23 protein-coding genes and 1 pseudogene are annotated in these 24,701 nt (G+C 48.3%); 1 reads left to right on the top strand and 23 read right to left on the bottom strand.

Annotation, left to right across the window (positions count from 1 at the left end; translation table 11 throughout):
• Positions 1-69: 69 nt before the first annotated feature.
• The 6 genes from GFC01_RS03795 to GFC01_RS03820 all read right to left on the bottom strand — a co-directional run bounded on the left by GFC01_RS03795 (position 70) and on the right by GFC01_RS03820 (position 7,113).
• Positions 70-1,125, bottom strand: coding sequence for a GDP-mannose 4,6-dehydratase (locus tag GFC01_RS03795; protein ID WP_152945315.1), 1,056 nt, complete (start codon positions 1,123-1,125; stop codon positions 70-72).
• Positions 1,126-1,140: 15 nt separating this feature from the next.
• Positions 1,141-2,109, bottom strand: a complete 969-nt coding sequence (gmd, locus tag GFC01_RS03800; RefSeq protein WP_341473740.1) for a GDP-mannose 4,6-dehydratase — start codon at positions 2,107-2,109, stop codon at positions 1,141-1,143.
• 191 nt (positions 2,110-2,300) lie between these two features.
• Positions 2,301-3,500 carry a glycosyltransferase family 4 protein gene (locus GFC01_RS03805; RefSeq protein WP_194174800.1) on the bottom strand — a complete coding sequence of 400 codons (1,200 nt, stop codon included), beginning with the start codon at positions 3,498-3,500 and terminating at the stop codon, positions 2,301-2,303.
• A gap of 22 nt (positions 3,501-3,522) precedes the next feature.
• Entirely contained in the window at positions 3,523-4,695 is a 1,173-nt protein-coding gene (locus GFC01_RS03810) for a glycosyltransferase (RefSeq protein WP_194174801.1), read from the bottom strand.
• Positions 4,688-5,824: a glycosyltransferase family 4 protein gene (locus GFC01_RS03815; RefSeq protein WP_152945318.1), complete on the bottom strand. Its 1,137-nt coding sequence runs from the start codon at positions 5,822-5,824 to the stop codon at positions 4,688-4,690. Before GFC01_RS03815 ends, GFC01_RS03810 begins: the two co-directional genes overlap by 8 nt.
• Positions 5,825-6,030: 206 nt before the next feature.
• Entirely contained in the window at positions 6,031-7,113 is a 1,083-nt protein-coding gene (locus GFC01_RS03820; RefSeq protein ID WP_152945319.1) for a ParA family protein, read from the bottom strand.
• Between the two features lie 503 nt (positions 7,114-7,616).
• Between GFC01_RS03820 and GFC01_RS03825 the strand changes: the two are divergent.
• A pseudogene (locus tag GFC01_RS03825) lies at positions 7,617-7,781 on the top strand (IS110 family transposase); the annotation flags it as partial.
• Here the strand turns inward: GFC01_RS03825 and GFC01_RS19245 are convergent.
• The 17 genes from GFC01_RS19245 to GFC01_RS03910 all read right to left on the bottom strand — a co-directional run bounded on the left by GFC01_RS19245 (position 7,773) and on the right by GFC01_RS03910 (position 24,606).
• Positions 7,773-8,003, bottom strand: coding sequence for an IS110 family transposase (locus GFC01_RS19245; RefSeq protein WP_243137217.1), 231 nt, complete (start codon positions 8,001-8,003; stop codon positions 7,773-7,775). The pseudogene GFC01_RS03825 and the gene GFC01_RS19245 sit on opposite strands and share 9 nt — an antisense overlap.
• 449 nt (positions 8,004-8,452) lie before the next feature.
• Positions 8,453-8,797, bottom strand: a complete 345-nt coding sequence (locus GFC01_RS20155; protein WP_423244368.1) for an IS110 family transposase — start codon at positions 8,795-8,797, stop codon at positions 8,453-8,455.
• A gap of 525 nt (positions 8,798-9,322) precedes the next feature.
• Positions 9,323-13,477, bottom strand: a complete 4,155-nt coding sequence (locus tag GFC01_RS03840; protein ID WP_194174802.1) for a glycosyltransferase family 4 protein — start codon at positions 13,475-13,477, stop codon at positions 9,323-9,325.
• Positions 13,474-15,012, bottom strand: coding sequence for a methyltransferase domain-containing protein (locus GFC01_RS19925; protein WP_194174803.1), 1,539 nt, complete (start codon positions 15,010-15,012; stop codon positions 13,474-13,476). Before GFC01_RS19925 ends, GFC01_RS03840 begins: the two co-directional genes overlap by 4 nt.
• A 30-nt stretch (positions 15,013-15,042) precedes the next feature.
• A complete protein-coding gene (locus tag GFC01_RS03850; RefSeq protein WP_152945325.1) occupies positions 15,043-16,395 on the bottom strand; it encodes an ABC transporter ATP-binding protein in 1,353 nt (450 codons plus the stop codon).
• 14 nt (positions 16,396-16,409) lie between these two features.
• Positions 16,410-17,186, bottom strand: coding sequence for an ABC transporter permease (locus tag GFC01_RS03855; RefSeq protein WP_152945326.1), 777 nt, complete (start codon positions 17,184-17,186; stop codon positions 16,410-16,412).
• A gap of 91 nt (positions 17,187-17,277) precedes the next feature.
• Positions 17,278-17,430 carry a hypothetical protein gene (locus GFC01_RS18720; protein ID WP_194174812.1) on the bottom strand — a complete coding sequence of 51 codons (153 nt, stop codon included), beginning with the start codon at positions 17,428-17,430 and terminating at the stop codon, positions 17,278-17,280.
• Positions 17,427-18,056: a tetratricopeptide repeat protein gene (locus tag GFC01_RS03865; RefSeq protein ID WP_341473741.1), complete on the bottom strand. Its 630-nt coding sequence runs from the start codon at positions 18,054-18,056 to the stop codon at positions 17,427-17,429. The genes GFC01_RS18720 and GFC01_RS03865 overlap by 4 nt, the downstream gene beginning before the upstream one ends.
• 168 nt (positions 18,057-18,224) lie before the next feature.
• Entirely contained in the window at positions 18,225-18,575 is a 351-nt protein-coding gene (locus tag GFC01_RS03870) for a pepsin/retropepsin-like aspartic protease family protein (RefSeq protein WP_152945329.1), read from the bottom strand.
• The gene (locus GFC01_RS03875) at positions 18,562-18,816 is read right to left on the bottom strand and encodes a hypothetical protein (RefSeq protein WP_152945330.1); all 255 of its coding nucleotides are present in this window, start codon (positions 18,814-18,816) and stop codon (positions 18,562-18,564) included. Before GFC01_RS03875 ends, GFC01_RS03870 begins: the two co-directional genes overlap by 14 nt.
• Positions 18,817-18,818: 2 nt before the next feature.
• Complete coding sequence (locus GFC01_RS03880) at positions 18,819-20,384, bottom strand: O-antigen ligase family protein (RefSeq protein WP_152945331.1); 1,566 nt, start codon at positions 20,382-20,384, stop codon at positions 18,819-18,821.
• Between the two features lie 159 nt (positions 20,385-20,543).
• A complete protein-coding gene (locus tag GFC01_RS03885) occupies positions 20,544-20,813 on the bottom strand; it encodes a DUF2283 domain-containing protein (protein WP_152945332.1) in 270 nt (89 codons plus the stop codon).
• Positions 20,810-21,055, bottom strand: a complete 246-nt coding sequence (locus GFC01_RS20160; RefSeq protein WP_423244366.1) for a DUF4258 domain-containing protein — start codon at positions 21,053-21,055, stop codon at positions 20,810-20,812. The genes GFC01_RS03885 and GFC01_RS20160 overlap by 4 nt, the downstream gene beginning before the upstream one ends.
• Before the next feature lie 30 nt (positions 21,056-21,085).
• Complete coding sequence (locus tag GFC01_RS19255) at positions 21,086-22,402, bottom strand: dTDP-glucose 4,6-dehydratase (RefSeq protein ID WP_243137213.1); 1,317 nt, start codon at positions 22,400-22,402, stop codon at positions 21,086-21,088.
• On the bottom strand, positions 22,402-22,863 hold the full coding sequence (locus tag GFC01_RS03900) for a dTDP-4-dehydrorhamnose 3,5-epimerase family protein (RefSeq protein ID WP_152945333.1): 462 nt from the start codon (positions 22,861-22,863) through the stop codon (positions 22,402-22,404). Before GFC01_RS03900 ends, GFC01_RS19255 begins: the two co-directional genes overlap by 1 nt.
• A gap of 349 nt (positions 22,864-23,212) precedes the next feature.
• Positions 23,213-23,482: a type II toxin-antitoxin system HicB family antitoxin gene (locus GFC01_RS03905; RefSeq protein ID WP_152945334.1), complete on the bottom strand. Its 270-nt coding sequence runs from the start codon at positions 23,480-23,482 to the stop codon at positions 23,213-23,215.
• A 56-nt stretch (positions 23,483-23,538) separates the two neighbouring features.
• Positions 23,539-24,606, bottom strand: coding sequence for a glucose-1-phosphate thymidylyltransferase (locus GFC01_RS03910; protein ID WP_152945335.1), 1,068 nt, complete (start codon positions 24,604-24,606; stop codon positions 23,539-23,541).
• Positions 24,607-24,701: the final 95 nt, after the last annotated feature.

Raw genomic sequence — 24,701 nt, forward strand, 5'->3', positions numbered from 1 at the left:
TTTCGCCGGAGTTTTTTTCCAAGAAAACTCATGGGATGCTTTCGGTCCTCCGCAGGGTCTCATTTATTGTCACTTTTCAATATGACTGTTTTTTCCAACCAACTTCCTTATCCAGTAATCCAGCACATCCTTTAACGTCTCTCGAAATGGTATCTTTGGTTCCCAGCCGGTTTGCCGGGAAATTTTTTCCCTGCTCCCCAAAAGCACTGGTATATCCACCTTGCGCTTTAATCCAGGCACCGATTCAATTCTGGCCTTTACTCCAGCCTCTTCCATTAAAATGTTCATGATATCTCTTATGGAATAGGCCCTTTCGCTGCAAACATTGTAGGCCTGGCCGCTATTTCCCTTTTGCAGCAACAGCCAGTAGGCCTCCACTACATCACGGACATCGGTGAAATCCCGGGCCGGGTCCAGATTTCCCACTTCTATCAGTGGTTCTTTTTGCCCCGTGGCAATGGCTGCCACTTCCCTGGCCAGCCGGGAACAGACAAAATCGGTGGATTGGCCCGGGCCGGTGTGATTAAAGGGCCGGGCGCAAATCACATGCAGTCCTTCGGCGGCATATGCGCAAGCCAGAGCTTCCGCCGCCGCCTTGCTGGCCGCGTAGTGGTTATTCGGGCAAAGGGGGCGACTTTCTTTCACCGGCAATTCATCGGGGCCTACCACCCCATAAGCATTAGCTGAACCCACATAGAGTACCCGGGCGTTCGGAGCTGCTTCTTTTACCGCCTGAAGCAGGTTAAAGGTCCCCTGGAAATTCACCCGGTAATAATCCTCCGGCGCCTGACCAGTTGTTACAGCCAGGGCGGCCAGGTGGTAAATCTCATTCGGGCGGCAGGTCGCCATGGCTTCCCGGATAGATTTCTTAGTGGTAATATCCAGGAGCAGGGGGTGAAACATCGGGTGCGATTCAGAACATATCTCCCGGGGTGAGTGCCGGTGTTCTGTTCCTTCTAGTGGCATACCCCAAAAGCTTCGCTTACCGGCCAACCCCATTCTGGAATCAGTTTCAGCGGGCTTTTCCCCACGAAAGGTGCCAAAGACTTCGTAGCCTCTGGAAAGCAACAACTGAACAAGATAGGGTCCCACAAACCCCCCTGCACCGGTGACCAGTGCCCGCATATCAGATCAACTCCTCTATAGTCCAAGCCTTGCCATATCCGCCTCCACCATAATTTGCACCAATTCTTTAAAAGTAACCTTCGGCTGCCAGCCCAGTTTTTCCTTTGCCCTGGAGGCGTCACCCACCAGCAGATCCACCTCTGCCGGGCGGTAAAAAGCGGGATCTGTTTTCACGTATTTACGCCAGTCCAGACCTGCCGCAGCAAAGGCAGCCTCTACAAATTCTCGCACACTGTGGGTTTCACCTGTGGCAATTACGTAGTCTTCGGGTTCTTTCTGCTGCAGCATGAGCCACATGGCTTCCACATATTCCGGCGCATATCCCCAGTCCCGTTTGGCTTCCAAATTGCCCAGACGCAGTTCCCGCTCCTGGCCGCTTTTTATTCTCGCTACCCCATGGGTTATCTTCCGAGTCACGAATTCCAGCCCCCGCAGGGGGGATTCGTGGTTGAAAAGAATTCCCGAACAGGCGTATATGCCGTAAGCCTCCCGGTAGTTAACTGTCATCCAGTGGGCGTAAAGCTTGGCCGCCGCGTAGGGGCTGCGGGGATAAAAGGGCGTTTTTTCGTTTTGCGGTACTGCCTGTACTTTGCCGAACATCTCACTGGAAGAAGCCTGGTAAAAGCGGATTTTTGGATTAACCAGCTTGATTCCTTCCAGCATCCGGGCCGCTCCAAGGCCGGTAATGTCCCCGGTGGAAACCGGCTGGTCAAAAGAAACGGCCACAAAACTCTGGGCGGCCAGGTTATATACTTCATCCGGCTGGACCTTTTGCAGCACCCTGACGATACTGCCCAGGTCCAACAGGTCCAGGGGCAGCAGTTCCACCTGCTCCCGGATACCCAGGTAATCCAGCCGCTCCAGATTTAAAACGCTGGAACGGCGAAAAGCCCCGCATACCCGGTAGCCTTTGGATAAAAGGAGTTGGGCCAGGTAGGCGCCATCCTGACCGGTGATGCCGGTAATGAGCGCAGTTTTGGACACGTAAAATTCCTCCTTAAAATGTCAGTCAATTATTGTTGAACGTAAGGCCGGAAACCTTACTCTGGCCTGTATTCCCTATCCCCGTCTATATTGTTATAAAAGTTAACCCGGTGGTAGCTACCCCCTCGCCGCTATACCCTGGGATGAAACGGCAGTTTGCCCGGGAGTAATTTTAGTTTTATGACAATGTCTTACAAGCAATGGATGTGCTTATAGCAGGTTTCAGTATCCAGGCTCTCTAACAAGTTGCTTAATGATGAAATCACCGCATCCCAGCTGTAATTCTCTTTTACATAGCGTGATCCATTCCGTCCCAGTTGCTGCCGGTAATCTTTATTGGAGATTATTTTGCCAAGTCCCTGCGCGAAGGACGGATAGTCGGTATATTCAAGACCCCCGCCGCTGTGCCGGCAGTGCCCGGCCAGTACCGCACATTCACCGTTGACCAGAACCGGCGTTCCCAGGGCCATGGCCTCCAGCACTACCAGGGAAAGGCTTTCATAACGGGAGGGTTGAACAACCGCCAGGGCATTTTTAATCAGGGCGTATTTGGTTTCTTCATCTACGAAGCCCAGGTAGAAAATACCCTTGTCCTCCGGTAGTCTTTCCCGGCAGTGGCCGGCCAGAAGCAGGTTTACCGCCGTTTCAGGATGGGCCGCCCGAAAGCGCATAAAATAATCAAAGAGTTGATCGATGTTTTTGCCAGGGTCCACCCGGCCCAGGTACAAAAGATAGGGTGAAAGCCGGCCCGGGGCTGGGATTTCACCCTTAACCTGTTCCGGAACATCGATGCCTGAACCGGTGACAATGAAGGTTTTGTTCTTGACTGGAAAGGTGCCTGCCACCAGATCCCTTTCTTCCTCGCTTAAAAAGATAAAGGCTCTGGGCCACTGAAAAATCCTACGGAACAGTTTCAAGAAAAGCGGGGGTTCGGCATGGGCGGTGGGCACCAGCACGGCCCTGTCCTTTACTTGGGGAAGCCCGAAGTAAGTAGTGCAGTAAAGGTAGGTAAAAAAAACAAAAATATCATACTTATTTCGGTGCGCATTGATATACTCAAAAAGCTTGCTGGCATAAGGCCCCTGGGCTTTCATCCAGATCTCTTCCAGCCATGCGGGCATAGGAATATGGCGGTGCACCAGCCTGTTTAAATGGGCAAAATACCAGCGCCGGGGATAGTCCACCGGAAAGCGCAAAACCGGAATGCCGTTGCAGGTGGTTTTACCCGCCGGATAATAATTTTGCCAGGTGTGGTAATCCAGAGCGCAGGTGGTCAGCACGTCGATGGAAAACCTGCCGGCCAGCCTTTCGGCCACCTGGCGGCTTAAAGTTTCCGCCCCGCCCACCACCTCTTCGCCATAGCGCTGGACCACAAAAGCAATTCGACGCAAAGCTCCAAACTTCCTCCCGGTGTTAAAATACATCTTCCATTACTGTGTTTAACTGCTCACCAATGGCCTCCCAGGAATACCTGCTTTCCACCAGCAACCGTCCATTATGTGCTAGACTAACCCTCTTTGCAGGGTTAGTCAATAAATCGATGACCTTCCGGGCAAATGCGCCGGGATCGTCGGCCACTTCCAGGTGCCTGCCCGGTTCCACTAGCAACCCCTCACAGCCCACGCTGGTGGAAACCACCGGCCTGCCGCTGGCCAGGGATTCCAAAATTTTCAGGCGCGTTCCCGCCCCGGCCCGCACCGGACAAATGACCACCGCTGTCCGGGCCAGGTGTGGCCTTAAATCCGGCACATAGCCCAGCAGGTTGACCGCCTCGTCGGCAACCAGGGCCTTTACTTCCGGGGGTGGTTCTTTGCCGGCAATATCTAACCTTACATCCGGTACAGCCTTTTTTATTTCCGGCAAAATGTTATGGCAAAAATAAACAATGCCGTCGGCATTGGGAGGATAGCGCAGGTGGCCGAAAAATAGTAGCGCGGGCTTAGAGACATCAGCCAGTGGTCTGAAATATTCCGTATCCACACCGTTGGGGATTACCCGTACGGGAATTTTTATCTGTTGCTGCAATACTCCGGCATCCGCAGGAGAAGCCAGCAGGACCAGATCGGCCGCCCGGGCGTATACAGGTTCCCAGTAAGAAAGCCTGACCAGTTCCAGCAAGGAAAAAATTTTTGGCCACCCTTTGACCACCTGGTTCAGGCGGGCACGATAAACACTTGAAACATCGGTTAGATCCAACACCTTTTGGGGAATTGAACAGCAGTTTAAATAACCGGCCATTTTCAGTTGGCAGGCCATTACCAGGTCAAACTTCTCCTGCCGGGTAAGGTTTTGCAAGAGAAAGGACATGCGGCGCGAAGCCCTGGCGGCCACAGTCACCGGTAGGTGGGGCAGCTGCAGAACATTCAGGATCATTGTTTTTCTATTCAGCTTAACCATCTGAATGCTGCGGCACAAAGGTTCCAGTGAAGGCAGCCACTGCCCGACCTCCCGATCGGAAACAAAGGTAACCAGGGTGACCCGGTGCCTTTTAGCCAGGGAACGCAAAAGATGGTAATTTCGTATCTTATCCCCCTGATCCAGCGGCCAGGGTGGTTCGGCAGTGAGAAAAAGAATTGCTTTACTCACGGTTTCTCCTTTTACTTTTTCCAACCTGCTCATATAACGCCAGGGTTTCCTTTGCGCAGCGCTGCCAGGAAAATGAGGTTACATGTACATTGCCCTTTTCCACTAACTCCTGGCGCAGGGCGGGGTTTTCAATCAACATTAACATTTTATTGTGTAAATCGGTAATATCCGTGGGGTCAAAGACAAGAGCGGCTCCGCCGGCCACCTCGCCCACCGCCGTGGTGCCGGAGCACAGGACAGGCACACCGTGACGCATGGCTTCCAATACCGGCAGGCCAAACCCTTCGTACAAAGAAGGGTAGACAAAGAACAATGCATTCCGGTAAAGGGATGCCACGATCTCATCGGGCATATAACCGTATAAATGAATCCCCTTCCCAGCCAGGGAGGCAAAGAGGTTAGGCTTTTCCACCCCAGCCACCACCAGGGACACCCGGGACTTAACCGCCTCCGGCAGGCCGTTATATGCATTAAGGAGGAATGCCGTATTCTTTCTTTTATCCACCGCACCCAGGGCAAAGATATAATCGCCTTTTAAGCCGGGGGGCCGCTCTTTTGTATAATCCCGTCCCGATGCAGGTATTTCAACCGGAGCTTCATAAGTAACCTTTATTTTTCCCAGAGGCACACCTAGAACATCAGCGATATCCCGGCGGGAAAATTCCGAAACGGTGATTATAAGGTCGCTAACCTTTGTCACCCGGGGTAAAACCCCCATCCGGTAAAACCGGCTGATCCGGTGCCGTAAAGTAAGCCTGATATCCCCAAACTCCCTGCGCCGGAATTCTATTACATCGTGTATGGTAGTAACGATGGGGCATGGTTTAAACACGACCGGCGCTATGTTAGCCGGACAATGGAGCACATCCAGCCTGTCCCGCCTGGCGGCAATGGGCAGGGCAAACTGCTCCCACAAGGCCAGATTCGGGGCGCTGAGAATACGCATTTCGAAAGGACCATCATGAAAGTATTCCATAACGCCTGTATCGGCCATCCTGTCGGCATACAAGCAATAGGTGAAATCCTTCAGATGAAGGCGTTTAAATTCAGAGAGTAGATTAAAGATATAATTACCAATCCCCCGCCTGGTCTTTCGCAGGGCATAGCGGGCGTCGATACCAATACGCATTTAAGACTTATTCTCCGAATTATGACTAAAATTAATATTTTATACAGGACCTCGTCAAAGTTGCCACCGGCGTTTATATATAGTATACAATTGTTCCATGAACACTAGATGTTCGGTGGCCAGACGTACTTTATATACGTATTTATGTACATAAGAAATTATTATTTTGAAAACTTTCTGCTTAGACTATATCGCTATGGCGAATATTAATAATACGGAAAGAAATCAATCATATATTTTGCAAGACGATCAAATTCTCGATCTATTTTATACATTAAATTTCTTTGGTCTTGGCTCCATGAACCTTTGCCAATGTTTTGTCTCGTTGGTTTTGCCTGGCTAAGGTTTTTGAGAGGGATATTTTGAACGATACTATCTGGAGCCATTACGTTTAAGTCTTCAATTTTAGCCACTGGCTCTGCATCTATAAAATCTGGTACGCATTTATAATCAATCTTTTTGTGTAAGTTATTTATTAATTTTTCCTGCACAGCCTTATAAATAAATGTGTACTGTGCTTTATCAGCACCTGTTTCTTCAATTACATTTGTGCCAACTTTTTTTCGTGTGTCAAAACCGTTAAATATCCACCCTCCAAACTTAGGTTGTCCCTTCAAAGGAACAACATCATCATACGGATTTTGCGAAATATATCGCTTTTTGCCCTGTTCCCAATCCATAATAAAAGCAGGCAATACTTCTCCAATCAATCCTACACAATAAGCAGAAAATAAATCAGGGGTACAAGGTACAATAAAGTAATCTGAGCAATATAAAGCGGCTCTAACCAAAGTATTAAAAGATGGGGGCAAATCAATTAAAATGAAATCATATTTTATTCCTTTTTGTTTTTCGATTTCATTAACTAAAATATGCAAAAGTAAGAATCTATATAAACCTGAACCGCTTATCACATCTGTGCCTACATTTAAAATATCAGCAAAATTGTTAAGCCAAAAATCGCCAGGAACGATATCGTAGTCAATATTATTTGTTTTATCTTTTGGTTTAGCAATAAAGACATCCCCAATCTTATTCTGTTGAATATAAGGCTGAGCAAAAGCTTTTATTGTTCTGCCATGAGGAAACTCTTGAGAAGTATAGAGATGTTGGGCAAATTCTTCATTGCCTAATACAGCAATTGAAAGATTGCATTGTGGATCAAAATCAATCAATAAAACAGTTTTACCTAGATAAGAAAGTGATACACCTAAATTCCAGGCTATTGTTGTTTTTCCAACGCCTCCTTTATTATTAAATAAGGATACAGTTATTTTGTTATTAGACATTTAATAACCCTCCTATCTCAATATTTTGAAGCCATGCTTTGAAAAGCTCACTTTATCAGCCTTTTTGAAAAAATTCATCCTGGGTGGTCTAACCCACCTGTTCGCCCCCTGCTTACCCTATCATGTCTCCCGGGGTCAAAAGCCCTTACATTCCTTCGTTCAGCATAATGGGGGCGGGTGGGGCACCTTTACTCGTATGCAGGGTCATGCCCTAACGGAGGTTTTTTCGGTTCCCCCACCCAAGATTTTTACTTTATGATATTCCTTTGTGCCGTCGGGCTTGTGGATATGTGAGCAACGCGAAGCGTTGTCCAAGCGAGTGTGAACCCTGTGGACAGGCGGAAGATAAACCAACAAGCTGCCTAAACCCCAGACTTCTCATTAAATAACTCCCGAGTGGCAGGAGGCCTCCCGCGCCTGTCCACATGTCCACACGAGCGGCATATCCACAAGCCTTTTAGGCCGCCAGTTGCTGCCACGGTAGCTGCCCAAAACCTTCTCCGGGAAACATTCTCTACCAGGCCGCGCTGATCCTGGTGGCCAAAAACCCCCAGTTCAAGGCGCTCTACGATTACTTGAAAACCCGGCGGGAAAACCCGCTGAAAAGCAAGCAGGCCCTGGTGGTGGTTGCCTGCAAACTCTTACGGGTAATGTTCACCTTAGCGCAATTCTGAGTGGCCCCTTTTGGATATTTTCGTGCTCCCTTTTTTGGAATCCCCAGACTGGTTTATGGTCAGGTTGTAACCGGCCAGTTTGCGGATTTGGCGCCAATCTTCGTACCGGGTCAGGTCCCCCACTTCCCCTAAGAAGCTGGCGGCCGTAACGACTCCGATTCCGGGGATGCTCAAAAGATATTCGGCTAAACCAGTTTTGGCCAGGGCCTTTTCCATAGCCGCTTCAGTTTGGGTTAATTGCTTTTGCCAGAAGAAGATTTCTTCCAGGCACTGGGTTAGCCTCAAGCGGGCGGCGGTGAGGCCTTCCGATACGCCGGTGGATTCGTTGGTCACGGCCAGTAAAAGAACAGCCCGTTTTTGACCCACTTTCCCGCTGCTGGCTGCCTTAAGTTCAGCGGTCAGCTCTTCTGTCGTGAGCTGTTTTAGGTCGGCGGGGAAGGGCCGGTGGGTCAGAATGTACAGGGAGGCCTTCACCAGAAGGTTTTTAAAAATACGGCGATATTCGGGAAAGTACTCGTCCAGGATTGCCACCAGGATGTTCTGGGCGGAGTTTAGTTTGGCCTTTTGCTGATGGCGGTTTTGGGTGTACCCCCGAAGTTCGACCCAGATCCCTTTGGGTAGATAGCAGTGGAAAAAGCGTCATTCCCAGGTTAAAGTTGCGATAATCAGGGCGACCTTCCGGTCGTTTTTGGTGGGTTAGTTATCATCGAGCTCCTTTTGCTTTTTGACGTGGTAATGACGATCACCACCGGGATACCGGTATTGATCAGGTAGCTGGCCAGGGGTTTCCCATAGTGGCCGGAAGGTACCATGACCACGACGATGTTTTGCGCACCGATTTGTTCCTTGACCCGCTGCATTCGACCCAGTAGACGGGTAAAGTCGTTTATGCTATTATGAAAAGAGAAGGCGCTGCCCACATCAATACCCGTTGATCCGTCCAGCATGCGGGTCCAGTGTGTCCTTTTGGCGATGTCGACGCTTACAATCAGGGTGTGAACACTGCGAATCTCTTTTAGGTTTTTTGTTTCGTTTCGTCATTAATCTCGACCTCCGGTACGTTTGGAATTTGCTCTAATCTTTTTGTACCAGGAGGTCTTTTTATTGGTCAACCCCTCTCTAAAGCATTACAGGAATGCTTGTGTAGCAAAATAAATCAATTTATCTCTAACAGCCAAATACAGAAATTGTGAATAACCACCAAGCTGTTTACTAATAACAATTAAGTATTATCAAAGCAGTTTCGTCAACAATAACATAGCAACTTTCTGGTATGCAGGAATTTAATTTGGAATATTATGGAGACAAGATTTGCTATAAACTTGGGGAGCGCTGTGAAGCTATTGCTCAGCAAGCAGGATGCAACGTACCTGCTACGGAAATTTCTCGTTCGCCGTGAAGTCGTCGGGTAGGCGCTTTAAGGGGCGACTCGAAGCGTTAGGCTACCCGAAAAGGCCTTTTGGCCGAGACAGGATGCGGGCCGTAGCGCAAGAGAACCTACTCTACTCTTGGCAAATAAAACTGTATTTATGCAACTACTGCGACTTTGAAGAGGCTAAATCAAATAAATATGAATTAATTATTCTACCAATATATTCCCAAGAATATTTGTTACTAGCTTTTTCATAACCGCGTTGTCCCATATCATTTGCTATAACTGAGTTATTATGCAGGTAAATGATTGAATCAATAAGCTCTTCCATATTTGCAACTAAAAATCCATCAATACCATTTTCTATAAGATCATTAAAAGCTATGCAATTTTTATTCGCAATTACTGGTTTCTTGCACATCCATGCTTCAATTATAACAATGCCAAAACTTTCACTTTCGCTCATTGATATAAGACAACTACAAGAAGCTAAAGCACCAAGGGTTATCCTGCGAGATTGATGGCCATAATAATAAGCATATTGACTCAATATTGGTTCTTTGTCTTCGTCAATTCCAATTATTACAGCATCTAGAACATGACCTTTTTGGTTATTTATTATGTCTATAGCTTTTATAACATCATTATATTTTTTGGCACCGGATTTCCTTCCTAAAATAAGAACAAAAGGCCTGCCATATGGATGAAGTCGTTTGAAATCCGTAATGCAGCTATCAAGATTTTCGTATTCGGCAGGATTTATCCCTCCACCTGGGATGCATATAGCGTTTGCTCCAATCTTATCAAAAAACATTTTTTTAGATGAATTTGGAGCGGAAAAAACTATATCAGCATTCCTAAAAGCATTGTAAAAAATTTTCCAATGATAATACTTATCGTCCATATGATAGTGTGGCAATATTGCACATCTGATACCGTGCTTTCTTGCATAATAAACACCTAGAACTGAAGTGGAAAAAGGTACACCCTGAATAAGTAACACATCGTAATTTGATATATTATTTGATAACCAACTTTCCAACTCCCTAGAAAGAGGTCCTCTGGTAAAATAAATGAGCCGATCGTCAACGTTATTGCGCTTTGAAGTTATTTCAATTAATGAAGATACCCATTTCTCAGGATACCTTAATCGCAAATAATTCTCATAATCGTCTGTTAATGATATTTTATTCGTTATGTTATCAGTCTTCTCAAATAATTCATTAACAATTACACCTAAAGTTCTAGGGTCATCCTTAGAATTAAACGGGTGACAAATTTCCAAAGTCATCACCCCTGAGTTATTTTTAGGTACATCAATTTTAACATGAAATGAGCCATCAACGTTTAGTGAATAACAAAAAATATCGTTAAAATAAATCTTAATTCGCTTGTTGTTGTTTGCATATCCTACAATTTCAATACCATTAACATATTTTGGACAATAAACTTCACATTTGTTAGATGTCCATCTAAATATTTGGTTTCCATGTTTTTCTGGCAGATACCATCCACCCAGCAATAATGTTTTTTCGTAATAACCAACAAAAAATCTTGCGTGTAATATGTTTTCCTTGTTCCATAACGAATATAATTTTTTGCAATTATTAAAAATATATTTGGTTTTTATTCTATCCGGTTTAAATCTATAGATGTTATTAATATAACTAGGTATATGGGCATCTATATCTTCATTATTATATTCAATTGAAAAGTGGAAACGGTTATTAAGTGTTGAAATAAAATATGTTGCAATGTCAATATCAAAATCATTTAAATTACTAATTACTTTTAATATCTCGTTTAAATATGTTTCTGCTCCTCCTAGTGGCGGTAAGGTAAATCTATAAGTTAACACTAAAAGTTTTTTTTTTGGTAAGCATATCATTTTTGATGCTGATTTATCTATCACATTATTTAATATATTCATATACTTGTTAGCTAAAATATCCCAATCAAGATTATTGTGAGAAAAAATCCGCCCAGCATTTCTTAGCTTGTTCATTAAAGAATGATTAGACAATAAATAACTTATTTTGTCCGCAAATTCATTATGTGATGCAACAATAACATGTTCACCATCTATTAAATCAAATCCCCTAATGCCAACTTTTGTGGAAACAACAGGTAGGCCTGCTGCTAAATATTCCGCAATTTTTAAACTTGATCCCCCACCAGTATACATAGGGTTAATTGCTATATCGGCAATTGATATTAAAATTCTTTTAATATCATCATCAACAACACCAAATAATAATGTATTTGAATGATTTTTTTTGGTTTTAAAAAAGTCGCAAGCAGAACCAATAATTATAAAATATATATTAGGTAGCCTTAACGCTAATGTGTCAATAATAAATTTTATAGCTTCAATATTTGGTGGGTGCCCGCTGCCTATAAAAAGTGATATTGGATATCCTTTAAAAAATTTTTTAATGTTATCATTATTGCAATGATCTTGGTATAATTTTGTATTAACTCCATTTTGGATAATCTCGATTTTAGTAGGGTCGGTAATGCTTGAAAAATTATTGTAATCTTCTTTCGAAACACAAATAATTTTTGTCGACAAATTGCATAAATGTTTTTCAATTGAAGTTACTATATTTAATAAATCTTTATATCTAGGATGTTTAAATAATATTTCTTTTTTGATTTTTTGTTCAAAGTTGTGAGCCTCATAAATAATTGGTACATTAGGCTGATATATTTTTAAAAGAGTTGACAGATATGGATGTTGGAATATTATTATATCGGCTCCTGTTGAATGAGACTTGTAATAGTTTAATAATGTTTCATTTTCAGTACACATTATCGAACTAATTATATCAGAAACAGATATATTTGTTAGTTTATTCCATTTAGCTTCAAGTGACCGATGCTCTTCAGTTTTTGGAATCCTAATTTCTTTAAAATTTGTTGTAATTTGTACTTCATTAATATTATATTCGTTTGTAAAGCAAATCAAATTTACATCGAAAAATCTTGACAATGAACTAAATAGGTTGCAAATACGTACTTCTCCACCACTTGCTGGTTTTGAAACGGGAAAGTCATTAATTAATAATATTTTTTTTCTCATTTTGACCATATTGATTATTATCCTATCCTTTATTTTTTCAAGCATCTTTTCAATTTCTATATAGATGTTATCTGTAATAGATCTCCAACTATATTTTGAATATACAAGCTTTTTTGCAGCTTGTCCAATTTCTTTTCTTAAATTTGGATCTTTAAGGAGACGGTCTAGCTCATGGATAAATGCCTTTGCTTCACTTATAATACAGTGAACTTGATTTTTAATATCTAGACCACGAGCACCAACTGGTGTGCTTATTATTGGTAAACCAAATGACATATAATCTAGCATTTTTAAATTAGTGCCAGCACCTGAAAACATAGGATTTATGGCAACATCACAATTAGTCAGCAAATAATTTCTATGTTCATCATTTACTTTTCCTAGCAGTTTAATATTGCTAGGCGTATGATTTATTTTATCGCATACTGATCCCGCAATTAAAAAGATAACATCTGGAAAATATGGAGCTATTGAATTACATATAAACTGTACTGCTTCAATATTAGGAGGATGAGCGCTGCCGAAAAAAATAACGGTTCTGTTTGACTTGTATATACCTAACTTTTGAAATAGATCATCGCAATTTTTTCTTGTGTTTAAAATATTATTTGATACTTCAATTCCATTAGGGGCAAGAGCGATTTTCTCTGGACTACATCCATATGCTTGTTGAAATGCAATTTTTTCTTCTTCTGAGGTTGCAAATACCAAATCGCAATTATTAACCAGCTTATATTCAAGATCAGTGATATATGTAACATATTTATGCTTGTAAGGACCAGATAAAATCTGCTCTGCTAATTTGCTTTCTAAATTGTAACTATTGTAAATGCGTGGTTTTTTATCTTTTCCAAATTGAGTATCAAAATTAATCATGTAGGGGGATTCATGAACTATTATATTTGCGTCATTGATTAGTATCTTATAGGCATCATGATACTTAGTTGTTTTGCTACTGGATAATGCGCATACCAACGCAGAGCATTCTGGGCCAATTTTAATTTTATCCATTTCCTTGTGAAGTCTTATATGTATATCTTCCTTGGGTATTCTGTATTCGCGAAAGTTTTTGTTAAACTCAAATACTTCATAATTATGTTCTGGATAAGTTGGAGAAAGGAGAGTGATATCATAATATCTGCTTAAATTTAAGTATAGATAATAATATCGCTGTTCACCGCCGCTTGTTGGTGGATAAAAAGCTGGAAAAAAATTTAGAACTAATAATCGTCTCATGCCTTCCACCCCACCACGGCATAGTCCTGTGGTCCATAAAATAGCTGATTGAGTCTTTCGGCTACGTCAGATCCAGATAGCTTAAATGCTTCAGGATATGGATGGAGATTGATTATTTCCACGTGACAGAGCCCCCGTGCTTCAGCTAGGAACTTTAACATGGGACTGGGCAGTGGATTACGGTGGGAGGGATCAAAGTAAAAATTGCAACTGCCCACCAGTATGTTTTCCGGATTTGGCGTTTCAAAAATGGCCACCCCTCCAGGCTTCAGAACCCTTACTGTTTCATCAAAAAGATTGATTATATGTTCAAAAGCAAGGTGTTCCACAATATGGAAACCGGTTACCGCTCCGATGCTTTCATTGGGTAATGTACGAATATAATCCAGCACGTCCCCCTGGGTTACAGCAAGTCCAAGCTCCTGGCAGAACATTATCATCGCCTTATTTATATCCACTCCCCTGGCTATCAACCCTTCTGCTTTAAGAAGTTCCAGCCATTCTCCCCGTCCGCAGCCCAAATCCAGTATCGGTCTTTCTTGAGTGCCTGCACCTGCCTTTTGAATAAGTGGTATAAAAACCTTTTGTCTTTCTTTTATATCTTCCCTTGTGCCGCGAAAGTGGTCTTCAAATTCCATATACAGTCCGTCATATATGTCGCTGGCTTTCTCTATAAAAGTTCTGCTTTGCTCAGGTGAGAAGGGTTCTGGCAGGCGCTGCCGGGCCTCTTCCAGCAGCAGGCCCAACCGGCGTTCCTGTAGCAAAAGATTCTTTTTGAGATACTCGGTCTTTTGTAAAGCCTCATTAATCCGGGATTCCTGGTAATTGAACCTGGTCAATTTTTCTTCCGATAAATTGTTCAATTGCTGATTTAAATTAGTAATTTGCTTGACAACCTGGGATTCCAGATTATTCAAGCTTGCTATAATGCCAGATATTTTTTCAGATAGGAGGTTTTGGGTATTCTGAAGTTGCCCGATCATGGATTCAATGGAATTAATGCGGGGGACAATTTTAATCGCATTTTCCGAATCCCCATTAAGTTGGGACTTTAGTTCACTTAGCTCCGCTTCCATGATCCGGATGCTCTCTCCGTGTGTTTGTTCCAGGGAAATCAACTTGTGATTAATTCCGGTTATTTCTTCATTTAATTTATTTACGGAAAGCTTTTTGCTTTGTGTCTCCATGTCTTTTAATACCTGTTCCATGGAGCGTATGGCATTTAACACCGAGGTATTGTAAGCACGCTGGTCCCTGGTGATTACCTGCGATAAGCGCAAAAAAACATTTCCTGCGAAGGTGGCAATTTTTCTTCGCCAGCCCCTGAAGGTATACATTCCAGGGAGCCTGGTTCCTACCTGGCTCACCTGTTCCGCTGCTTGCAGGGCGCTTTCCAGCTGCACCCATTTATTGATAAAATTATTATTATAAATCATTTCCTGGTCCGGGGATAAAACTTCATTCCCGGGAGGCACGCTGGTTTGCTGGCGTCTCCTTCTAATTTCTTCGCGTATCCGCTCCATTATTTCGTCCACATTTAATTCAGGTGCCGGTTTGGACATTTTTCACTGCTCCTTATTACGCCAGATTTTGTTTTTAAGCAACGCTCTTTCCGAATTGCCTAAAACCACCCACCCGTGCTCCAGCCTGGCCACCCCTACATCCTTAATGCGGGAAAAAATGCTGAACTCCAGACAACGGGTCCAGTAATCGTAGGGTATGCCTTCTTTAGTGTGAGCGGCTACGTCCAGGAAGTACCTGCCTTCCAGGAAGTGAATGCTCTGGATTTGACATTCAACTACCCCTTTTGGGGGTAAGCTTTCTATTTCAAAGTGATCTATATCCGTATTGGTTCCGTAACAGTGAAGGCCGTCATCCCGGAAGATGCCGATGCCGAAGACCAGGTCGGAAACCGGTTTGTGCATGATATAGTGGATGGCAATGGTCGCAGGCTGGCCGCATTCAAAAGAGTACGATTCCTTTCCCCGATGATTGAACATTTTTACCGCCGTTATTTCCACCTGGTGGTTTCCCCAGCGGTTGGTCCTGGCCGGTGGGTCAGTTTGATCCGTGATTATGTATTGTTCATGCTTATCCCCGGCGTCCTGGTCGGTTGGTGTCTCGCCCTCGTTCCATTCCGATTGTCCGTGAGATTTTTCTTTCTCCTGAAGCATTCTTTCTTCTTCCCGGGAGGCCACCAGGTCCAGATACCGGTTAATCACTTCACCGGGCCTGCCCTGGGCTTTAATCTCCCCATGCTCCAGCCATACCACATAGTCGCAGATCCGTTGCACCAGGGACATGTCGTGGGCGACAAAGATGATGGTCTTTCCCCTGCGCCGGAATTCGTTGATTTTTTCCAGACATTTTTTTTGAAAGGCCAGGTCGCCGACGGCCATGACCTCGTCCACCAGCAGGATGTCCGGGTCCACGTGCACGGCCACGGAAAAGCCAAGCCGCACATACATGCCGGAGGAATAATTGCGCACCGGGTTGTCGATAAATTCTTCCAGCTCGGCAAAATCAATGATGTCCCTTAAGTGACGTTCCGTTTCCCGGCGACTTAAGCCCAGAATAGAAGCATTTAAAAAAATGTTTTCCCGCCCGGTAAAGTCCGGATGAAATCCGGCCCCCAGTTCTAACAGGGTGGAAACCCGGCCGTTTATCTTTACCTCTCCCGTGGTGGGGTACAGTATTCTGCTGATGATTTTCAAAAGGGTGCTTTTACCGCTGCCGTTACGACCGATTAGGCCCACCGTGGCGCCCCTGGGGATGGATAAATTGATGTCCCGCAGGGCCCAGAAATCTTCCATTTTCTGGCGGTTCCAGAAAATGATCATTTCCTTAAGGGTCTGGGTGCGATCCTGGTAGAGATGAAATTTTTTGGACAGGTTGATTACTTCTACTGCCGTTGACATGGGCTACCCCGCTTTTATACGGCTTCGGCAAAATTTTTTTGCAGTCGGTGGAAGACCGTTAAACTAAACAACAGAAAAACGACTGCCCCGAGACTAAAGCTTCCCAATGAGGCCCAGTCGGGAAACTGGCCGTGAAAGAAAATGTCCTGGTAGGCTTTGATCACCGGCACCATCGGGTTTAGAATGAATAATCCCTTTACTTCTTTTGGTACCATTTCCATCGGGTAAAGAATGGGTGTAAAGAAAAACCAGGCCATAATGATCACGCCGGTGATATGCTCCAGATCCCGGAAATAGACATTTGCTGCTGCCAGCAGCAGGGTTAAACCGCATACAAAGAATGTCTGAATAAGGACCACTACCGGAAAAGCAATTAACGCCATGGTAAGAGGTACTTGCACAATTAACAGTGCCGGGATCAGAATGAGAAGACTGAGCATGTAGTTAATCAGGTTAGATAAAACTATTGATAATGGCAATATCTCCCTTGGAAAGTAGGTCTTTTTGATCAGACCGCCGCCGGCCACAATGCTGGCAGCTCCCATCTGGGCTGAAGTGGCCAGATAGTTCCAGGGCAGCAGACCCACAAACATAAACATGGAATAATGCTCCATCTGCACGCGCATAACAAAGGAAAAAACGACGCTATAGACCACCAATGTCAGTAAAGGATTGAAAAACGTCCATAAAAATCCAAACACCGATCCCTTATAGCGTGCCCGGAGTTCCTTAGCCACCAGGTTTTTGAGCATTTCCCGATATGCATAAATTTCTTTGATCTGCTGCCACATTGTTTATGTATCCTCGCTTTGATAAAGTCCCTTCACTCCACCCCTGCCATGGCCAGCTTGGGAGCCCTGGGATTGATAGATCTTGAGCATTTTACTTTAAAGGTTCCAGGGCTTTGAGCTGTTTAAAAACGGCCTCGCTATTTTTGTTTATTTTCCCGGCTTCCTGGACCAGTTTCTGGGCTTCGTCGGGTTTGCCCTGTTTTTCCTTGACCAGGGCCAGCCACAGGGAGGCTTCGCCCTTCAACTGGTTGTCCGGCAGGGCGGCCTGCAGGCTTTGTTCCGCTTCGGTGAACTTGCCCAGCAGATACCGGCCTGTCCCACGCCCAGCTGCAGCCGGGGCGTGACGGCCAGCATGGGGGCGTCCCGCCAGAGCTTCTTTTCTTCTTCGCCCAGGCCGGCCACCCGGGCCTGCAGCATACCCGGCACCTGCAGCGCTTCTTCCAGGTGCTGCCGGGCGGCGTCCTTGTTGCCGGCCTGCAGTTCTCCCCGGCCGGCGGCGGCGCATATGCCGGCCAGGGTTTCGTACCAGGCGATCTGGTAGGGGGCCAGTTCCAGGGCCCGGCGGGCGCAGGTCACCGCGTCGGCGTACCGGCCGGCGGCCAGGTAGGCCTGGGCCAGGTCGGCCTGGCGGGCGGCGCCGTACTGGCTGCGGGCTGCGGCCGCTCCGGCCTCTTCCACTGCCTGCCGGGTTTTACCCGTGGCCAGGTAGATGCGCATCAGGCCGGTGTGGTAGTCGGCGCTGAAGGGGTTGTAGGCCGCCGCCTTCTGCATGGCGGCCAGGCCCTGCTGGACGTTCCCCCGCTGCAGGTATTCGCCGGCCTGGCGGGCGTAACCGTTGGCCGAAGCCAGGAAGAAGGCGAAAAGGAACACGGCGGCGCAGGCTACGGAGGCTGCGGCCAGGGCTACGGGGTTTGAGGGGTGGACAACACTTTTTTTTGTTGCTTGCAGTTTATTGCTTGGAACTTGAGCAATATCATTAGCAACTAGACTAATTGTTTTTTTGCGTCTTGCTTTTTTGCCCAATTTTAGTCACTGTCCTTACATTAATGCATCAATAATTACTTTTTGCCCTCGATCTAGAGTTAATCGCAAATGATCAATTATTGCTCTACCTATAAGACATTCATTCCCCAGACAGGTTATGCGTACCATTGTAGCAAAACCTATTTCCGGGATCGTGATGTTTCCGATATATTCTGCTGCTACAACAAGTGCTCCATCTGCTACTTCCCAGTCAGTAAAAAATGCTGGCTCACCGATTCTTTCAATATAATATTCTGGCAAGACGATATAACCTTCAAATACAGTGTCTATATAGGCATGTATTTTTTCTTTGTAATCGCCAACTGCGAAGAACAAGTCAATATAAGGGTATTCATAGGCAGGCACTTATAGCCCTCCATTTACCTATTGCTTTATAACCAATTTTGTAAAAGGCAAATCGGCCGGGGCCAAATTTCTCTATTGCCTGTTGTGCAACTCGAATGTCATTAGAATCCACTATGATTTGACCTTCCTCAGAAATGGCAATATATTTTCCTTTATGCTCCTTTTCCAATTGCCGCCCATATTTCTCGTAGAGTTGTGCATTCCTTTTTACTATTTCCTCAGGATAATAACGCAAAGACATCTTCACTCACCTTCCACACCTGTTTCCCTGTTTCGATTATAACCCAGAACCCTGACGCAGGCAAAGAGGGTCCACAGGGCCAGGGTGAGGGCGGACAGGGACAGGTCGAAGTCCATGACGGCGTGCAGGCCCACGGCCAGGGCGGCTGCCGTCATGGCCCAGGCCATACCCCGGCGGCCGGAGCCGGGCGGGGCGTTCCAGAAAGCCCGGTGGGCCGTCCACAGGAAGGAGGCCCAGATGCCCAGCACCACTAAAAAACCCAATATGCCCGTTTCCACGGCCACCTGGAAATAATAGCTGTGCACTTCGTTGGAGTTGTACAGGTAGTCCTGGTAGGAGCGGTAGGCTTCTTCCCAGCCGCCGCCCCCCCAGCCCAGGATGGGCCGGTCCTTGACCATGGCCAGGGCGTCTTTAACGAAGAAGGTGCGCTCAAAGGCATTGCGCAGGTAGGTGAAGGTGGTGATTTTCTCCACCGCCTGCGGGTGGACGGCCAGCAGCGCCCCGCCGGCGATTACACAGGCCAGCACCATCCCGGCCAGGGCCATATTCACCCGTTTTTTCTCTGCCGGCCACCGGGCAGAAAAACGCCCCTCCCCATATCTATACGCCCACTGGGCGGCCAGAACCAGGGCCAGACCGCCGGCCATCCACAGCCAGGCCTGGCCCGTTTGTTTGGCTTCGGCGGCGGTGATGAATTTTTCTACGGCCAGGTAGCCGGGTACGCTCAGCAACAGGGTGTATACCAGCACGGGCAGGCGCTTCTGCCAGGAAAGGCCGATCAGGTAGAGCACGAACACCGCCCCGGTGACCAGCAGGCCGCCCCGGGATTTGGTGCCGAAGAGCACGGCCAGGATGAGGAAGTTGGCCGCGGTGTAAAAATAGCCGTAGGGGCGCAGTTCCAGCAGGCGCCGGGGCAGGGTTTTCCGCAGCACCGGATCGGCGATGCTTTCACCCACGGTGCGGGAGCCGTAATCGGCCCGGAAGAACAGCCCCAGGAACCCGGCCAGGGCCAGGTAGCTGGCCAGGGCGTTGGGGTACTGGAAGGAGGAATATATGCGACCGTTTAAAAATCCGTCCTTGATGTTGACCAGGCCGGTGGCGGTGAAAAGACCGGCCAGGGCCACGCCGGCGGCGGCCAGGTAGATGACGTGCAGCAGGCGGCCGGCGTCCCGTTCCTCCCGCACCAGCTGCCCGGCCACCCAGTAGACCAGGAAGTACAGGACGTTCTTGACTATTTCGTCCACGGCCAGGCCGGTGTTGACGGCCACAAAGAAGGAAAGTATGTATACCGCCGGCAGGGCCAGGGTGAAATAGTCCAGGGGGTGGGAAAGAAAACTGTAGTCCCGCTCCCCGTGCTTCCACAGCCAGGTGAACCAGCAGACCACGGCGGCGCCCATCAGGGCCAGTTCCTGTTCCGGGGAAAAGAACAGGCCCCGGAAAAAGGGCGGCAGCAGGAGCAGGACCGCCAGGCCCCAGAAGGCCGCCTGGTAGGTCCAGGGGCGGGTGGCCGCTTTTGCCGCTGTCAGGTTGGTGCTGACCGCCCGGGGGGCGGTGGCTGCTTTGGCCATGGGATAAAGCTCCTCCTGTGTGATCGGATGCCGCTGTTACCAGTGCAGAACAAAATCTGTAATTCTACAGGAAGCGCGTTTTTCCTGCTTGATCTTTCAGGAAACTGCTTCCAGGGGGCTGATGCCGGTATGGTCACTTATCGCCGGGCATACATTCAGTTACAGTAAACCGGCTTTTCCTGCAGACTTTCTCCGGGATGAACTGTTGGAATGGCCATATAACCTCTGAGATGGCATGCCATTAATGGTAATATTAGTTAAACCCTCGCGTAATTTTTCCGATGCATCTAAAACTTCTAAACCTATGACATGCCCATTGTCGTCAAGATCCACGGTGATACCCTCTTCAAGATCAATGCTGTCCGTTGGAATTCCTTCGCGCAGCTCCAGATACAAGGCGTCCACTTCGGGGTCATATTCGATTTTCATGTTAAGTCCCCCTTTGGCCCATTTTTCTTTAGCGTTACCGTTATAACAATGATTTCATGGAGGTTTTCTTGTGAATAAGTTACTCTCAGGTAATTGCCATTTCGTTTGCTCCAGGCATTTTTGCGCTTTTTAATACTTTCTTCAGTTAGAAACGCGTTTTCGATGGCAGTAATAACTTCTGTGTTGCTAATTTTGAACCTGTGCATTCTATTCTTTGCGTGCCGCGAAAAGTATATTTTCATTTTATCATAGCTCCCATAAAAAAGTAAATCCTACCGCCCTCCGTACATCCTTTCGTAATACTCCCGGTACGCTCCGGACTTGATCCGCTCCCACCAGGGGCGGTTTTTTACGTACCATTCCACCGTGGCGGCCAGGCCCCTTTCAAAGGTGTGCCGGGGCTGCCAGCCCAGTTCCCGGGTGATCTTCGACGGGTCGATGGCGTAGCGCCGGTCGTGGCCCGGGCGGTCTTTGACAAAGCGGATCAGGCCGGCCGGTTTATCCAGCAGGTGCAGGATGGTGCGCACCACCGCCAGGTTGGTGCGTTCCCCGTGGCCGCCGATGTTGTATATTTCCCCGGCCCGGCCCCGGTACAGGACCAGTTCCAGCGCCCGGCAGTGGTCCTCCACGTGCAGCCAGTCCCGGACGTTCAGGCCGTCGCCGTACACGGGCAGGGGCCGGTTCTCCAGGGCGTTGGTGATCATCAGGGGGATCAGCTTTTCCGGGAACTGGTAGGGCCCGTAGTTGTTGGAGCAGCGGGTGACGGCCACCGGCAGGCCGTGGGTGCGGTGGTAGGCCAGGGCCAGCAGGTCGGCCGCCGCCTTGCTGGCGGAATAGGGGCTGCTGGGATTCAGGGGGCTTTCCTCGGTGAAGCGCCCTTCCGGACCCAGGGAGCCGTAGACTTCGTCGGTGGATATCTGGATGAAGGCCACGGCCGGGGCGGTGCCGGGCTGCCCCCGGTCCTCCCGGGGTAGATCCTTCGTACTGATGGTGGAACCGTGTTCCCATGATCCGGAATCCCCATTAAAACGGGATTTTCCGTTACCGGCCTGCCCGGGGCTTGCCCCGCCGGCCGCCCCCGCCGTACTATTTCCGCCGCCGGAAACCGGTGCAGTATCAAAATTATCGCCGGTAGTTGAGGCAGTCACACCCGCCGGAGGGTCGGTGGGAGCGCCTCGAATTGAAGACCGCTCCAGCATCGGACCTGCCGGCGTTGCTGGGGGACCGCCGGCTGTATGCTCCCGCCACCATTCAGTGGTCACATCCAGCAGCACCTGGGTGCCCCGGATGTTGGTTTCGATAAAGGGCGTGGCGTCCATGATGCTGCGGTCCACGTGGGACTCGGCGGCAAAATTGATCACCGCGTCCACGCCCCGGGAAAAGATCTCGCTCACCAGCCGGCGGTCGCCGATGTCCCCGTGGACGAAGGTGTAGCGGGGATTTTCCTCCAACCCGGTCAGGTTCTCCAGGTTGCCGGCGTAGGTAAGCTTATCCAGATTGATGACCGCTACCTCCGGCCGGGCATTTAGTATGTAACGGATGAAGTTGGAGCCGATAAAACCGGCCCCGCCGGTGACCAGTAGTCTCATCAGCCGTGCCTGACCTCCCAGGAGTAGGGTATGGACGGGTCGTTGTAGGGCAGGCGGTATTCGTCGGGCCGGCTGTAATTGTACAGCTCCGTGGGGAAGTTGACGATCAGCGCCGTCTGGCCGCCCTCGGCGGTAAAGCCGTGGTAGACCTCCGGCGGGATCTTCAGCAGGCAGGGGTTCAGGTAGCCCAGGTGAAAGACGTTTACCAGCCCTCTGGTGGGGCTGTTATCCCGGGGGTCGTAGAGCACCACCCTGGCCATGCCCCCCACGCAGACGAAGTGGTCCCACTGCAGTTTATGGTAGTGCCAGGCCTTGATCACGCCGGGATAGCAGGCGGTGATGTAGGCCTGGCCGAATTTCATGAACTCCGGCCAGTCGCTGCGCAGCATTTCCATGAGGTAGCCCCGGTCGTCGGGGATCAGGCGCAGGGGTTTTAGCACAACCCCTTCGATTAACTGCATTAAATATAACCTCCCCGTTTGCCAGTAGATTTCAACTTGTCGGTACGATAAAGACTAAACCTTACTTGGTCGGTTGAAAACATAATTAACTGGAATCCAGGGTATCATTTTACCTGGTCCAGTAGATTAAAAAATTTTTCCCTGGACATACCTGCTGTTTGCATATTTGTACGTATATGAGTGACTGGCACCAGCCTGGGGCTGGTTTTAATCACCAGAGGTCGCTTTATTCCAGATTTTTTCATAATGATGTGATCCCCGGCCTTTCTGCTTATGGTGAATCCATCTAGTTCAAATATCCGTATCAAGAGGGTGTAATGAATTGGGGTTATCTTCCGCTTTTTCATGGTTACATGGAAACCACCAGTTTTTCTTCGTCAACGGACCTGCGGTACGTCCAGGTATCCTGGTTTTTCATAAATCCTGCTTCTTCCAGTACTTCCTCGAGCGTACCCATTTTTGCGCACTCTTCCAAAAAAACCTCCACGGCTTCCACCAGGGACTTTTTAGCCTCCTGAATAGTGTCCCCAAAGCTGGAAATATTGAGTTCGGGAGATAGCCCTACGTAAACGTCGCCCTCCTTAAAAAACTGTGCTTTGAATTCTATCCTGCCGGCCATATGGTTCACTCCCTGCCAGTTTATAATGGTCAATGTTATTATACCATGTTTTGCATCTATATCACCACTTCCGCGTCGTCCCCCACGAACAGGCGCAGGGCCCGGCGGCGGGCGGTGGAGCGGCACACCCGGGTGTTGCTGCCCACCAGGCTGTCTTCGATGCGTTCCACATCCACCAGGCGGCAGTTTTCCAGGAGCACCGAGTGTTCCAGGGAGACTCGTTCCAGGTGGCTGCCGCCGGCAATGGCGGTGTAGGGGCCGATAAAGCTGTCAATGACGGTCACGTTGCTGCCGATGACCACCGGTCCCCGTACCAGGCTGTTCACCACCCGGCTGCCGGTGCCTATTTCCACCCGGCCCACCACCTGGCTGCCGCCGTCCACTTCTCCCCGGATGTCCCGCCGGGCGTATTCGTCCAGCACCACCCGGTTGGCCTCCAGGATGTCGTCCTTTTTGCCGGTGTCCAGCCACCAGCCGGAAAGCACCCGGGCCTCCACCCGGTGCCCCATGTGGATCAGCTCCTGGATGGCGTCGGTAATTTCCAGCTCCCCCCGCCAGGAGGGTTTGATGCGGTCGATGGCCCGGTGCACCACGGGGCTGAAGAGGTAGATACCCACCAGGGCCAGGTCGCTGGGCGGGTTCTGGGGCTTTTCGATCAGCTGCACCACCCGGTCCCGCTCATCCAGCACGGCCACGCCGAACTGCCGGGGGTCGGGCACTTTTTTCAACTGGATCAGGGCGTCGACACCGGCGTCGTTGAATGCCCTGACCAGCCCTTCCACACCCCCCTGGATCAGGTTGTCGCCCAGGAACATGAGAAAGGGCGAGTCATTCAGAAATTCCCGGGCCGTTTTCACGGCGTGGGCCAGGCCGCCGGGGGTGTCCTGCAGTATGTAGGTGATTCTTGCTCCCCAGCGGGAGCCGTCCCCCACGGTGTCCCGCACGTTTTGCCCCGTTTCCGGGGAGATGATGATGCCGATGTCGTCGATGCCGGCGGCGCGGACCTGTTCCAGCACAAAAAAAAGGATGGGTTTGTTGGCCACCGGGATCAGCTGCTTGGCGGTGGTGTGGGTCAGGGGCCGCAGGCGGGTGCCCCGGCCGCCGGAGAGGATCAAGGCTTTCAAAGAAATGATACCTTCCCTTCGTGGAAAATAAGAATGACGGGTGACGGGCACCTTACTTTTCCGAATGCACCGCTGACTTTTTCTACATTATGCAC

Origin of the sequence: Desulfofundulus thermobenzoicus, assembly GCF_009428905.1 — a bacterium.
GTDB classification, from domain to species: Bacteria; Bacillota; Desulfotomaculia; order Desulfotomaculales; family Desulfovirgulaceae; genus Desulfofundulus_A; species Desulfofundulus_A thermobenzoicus.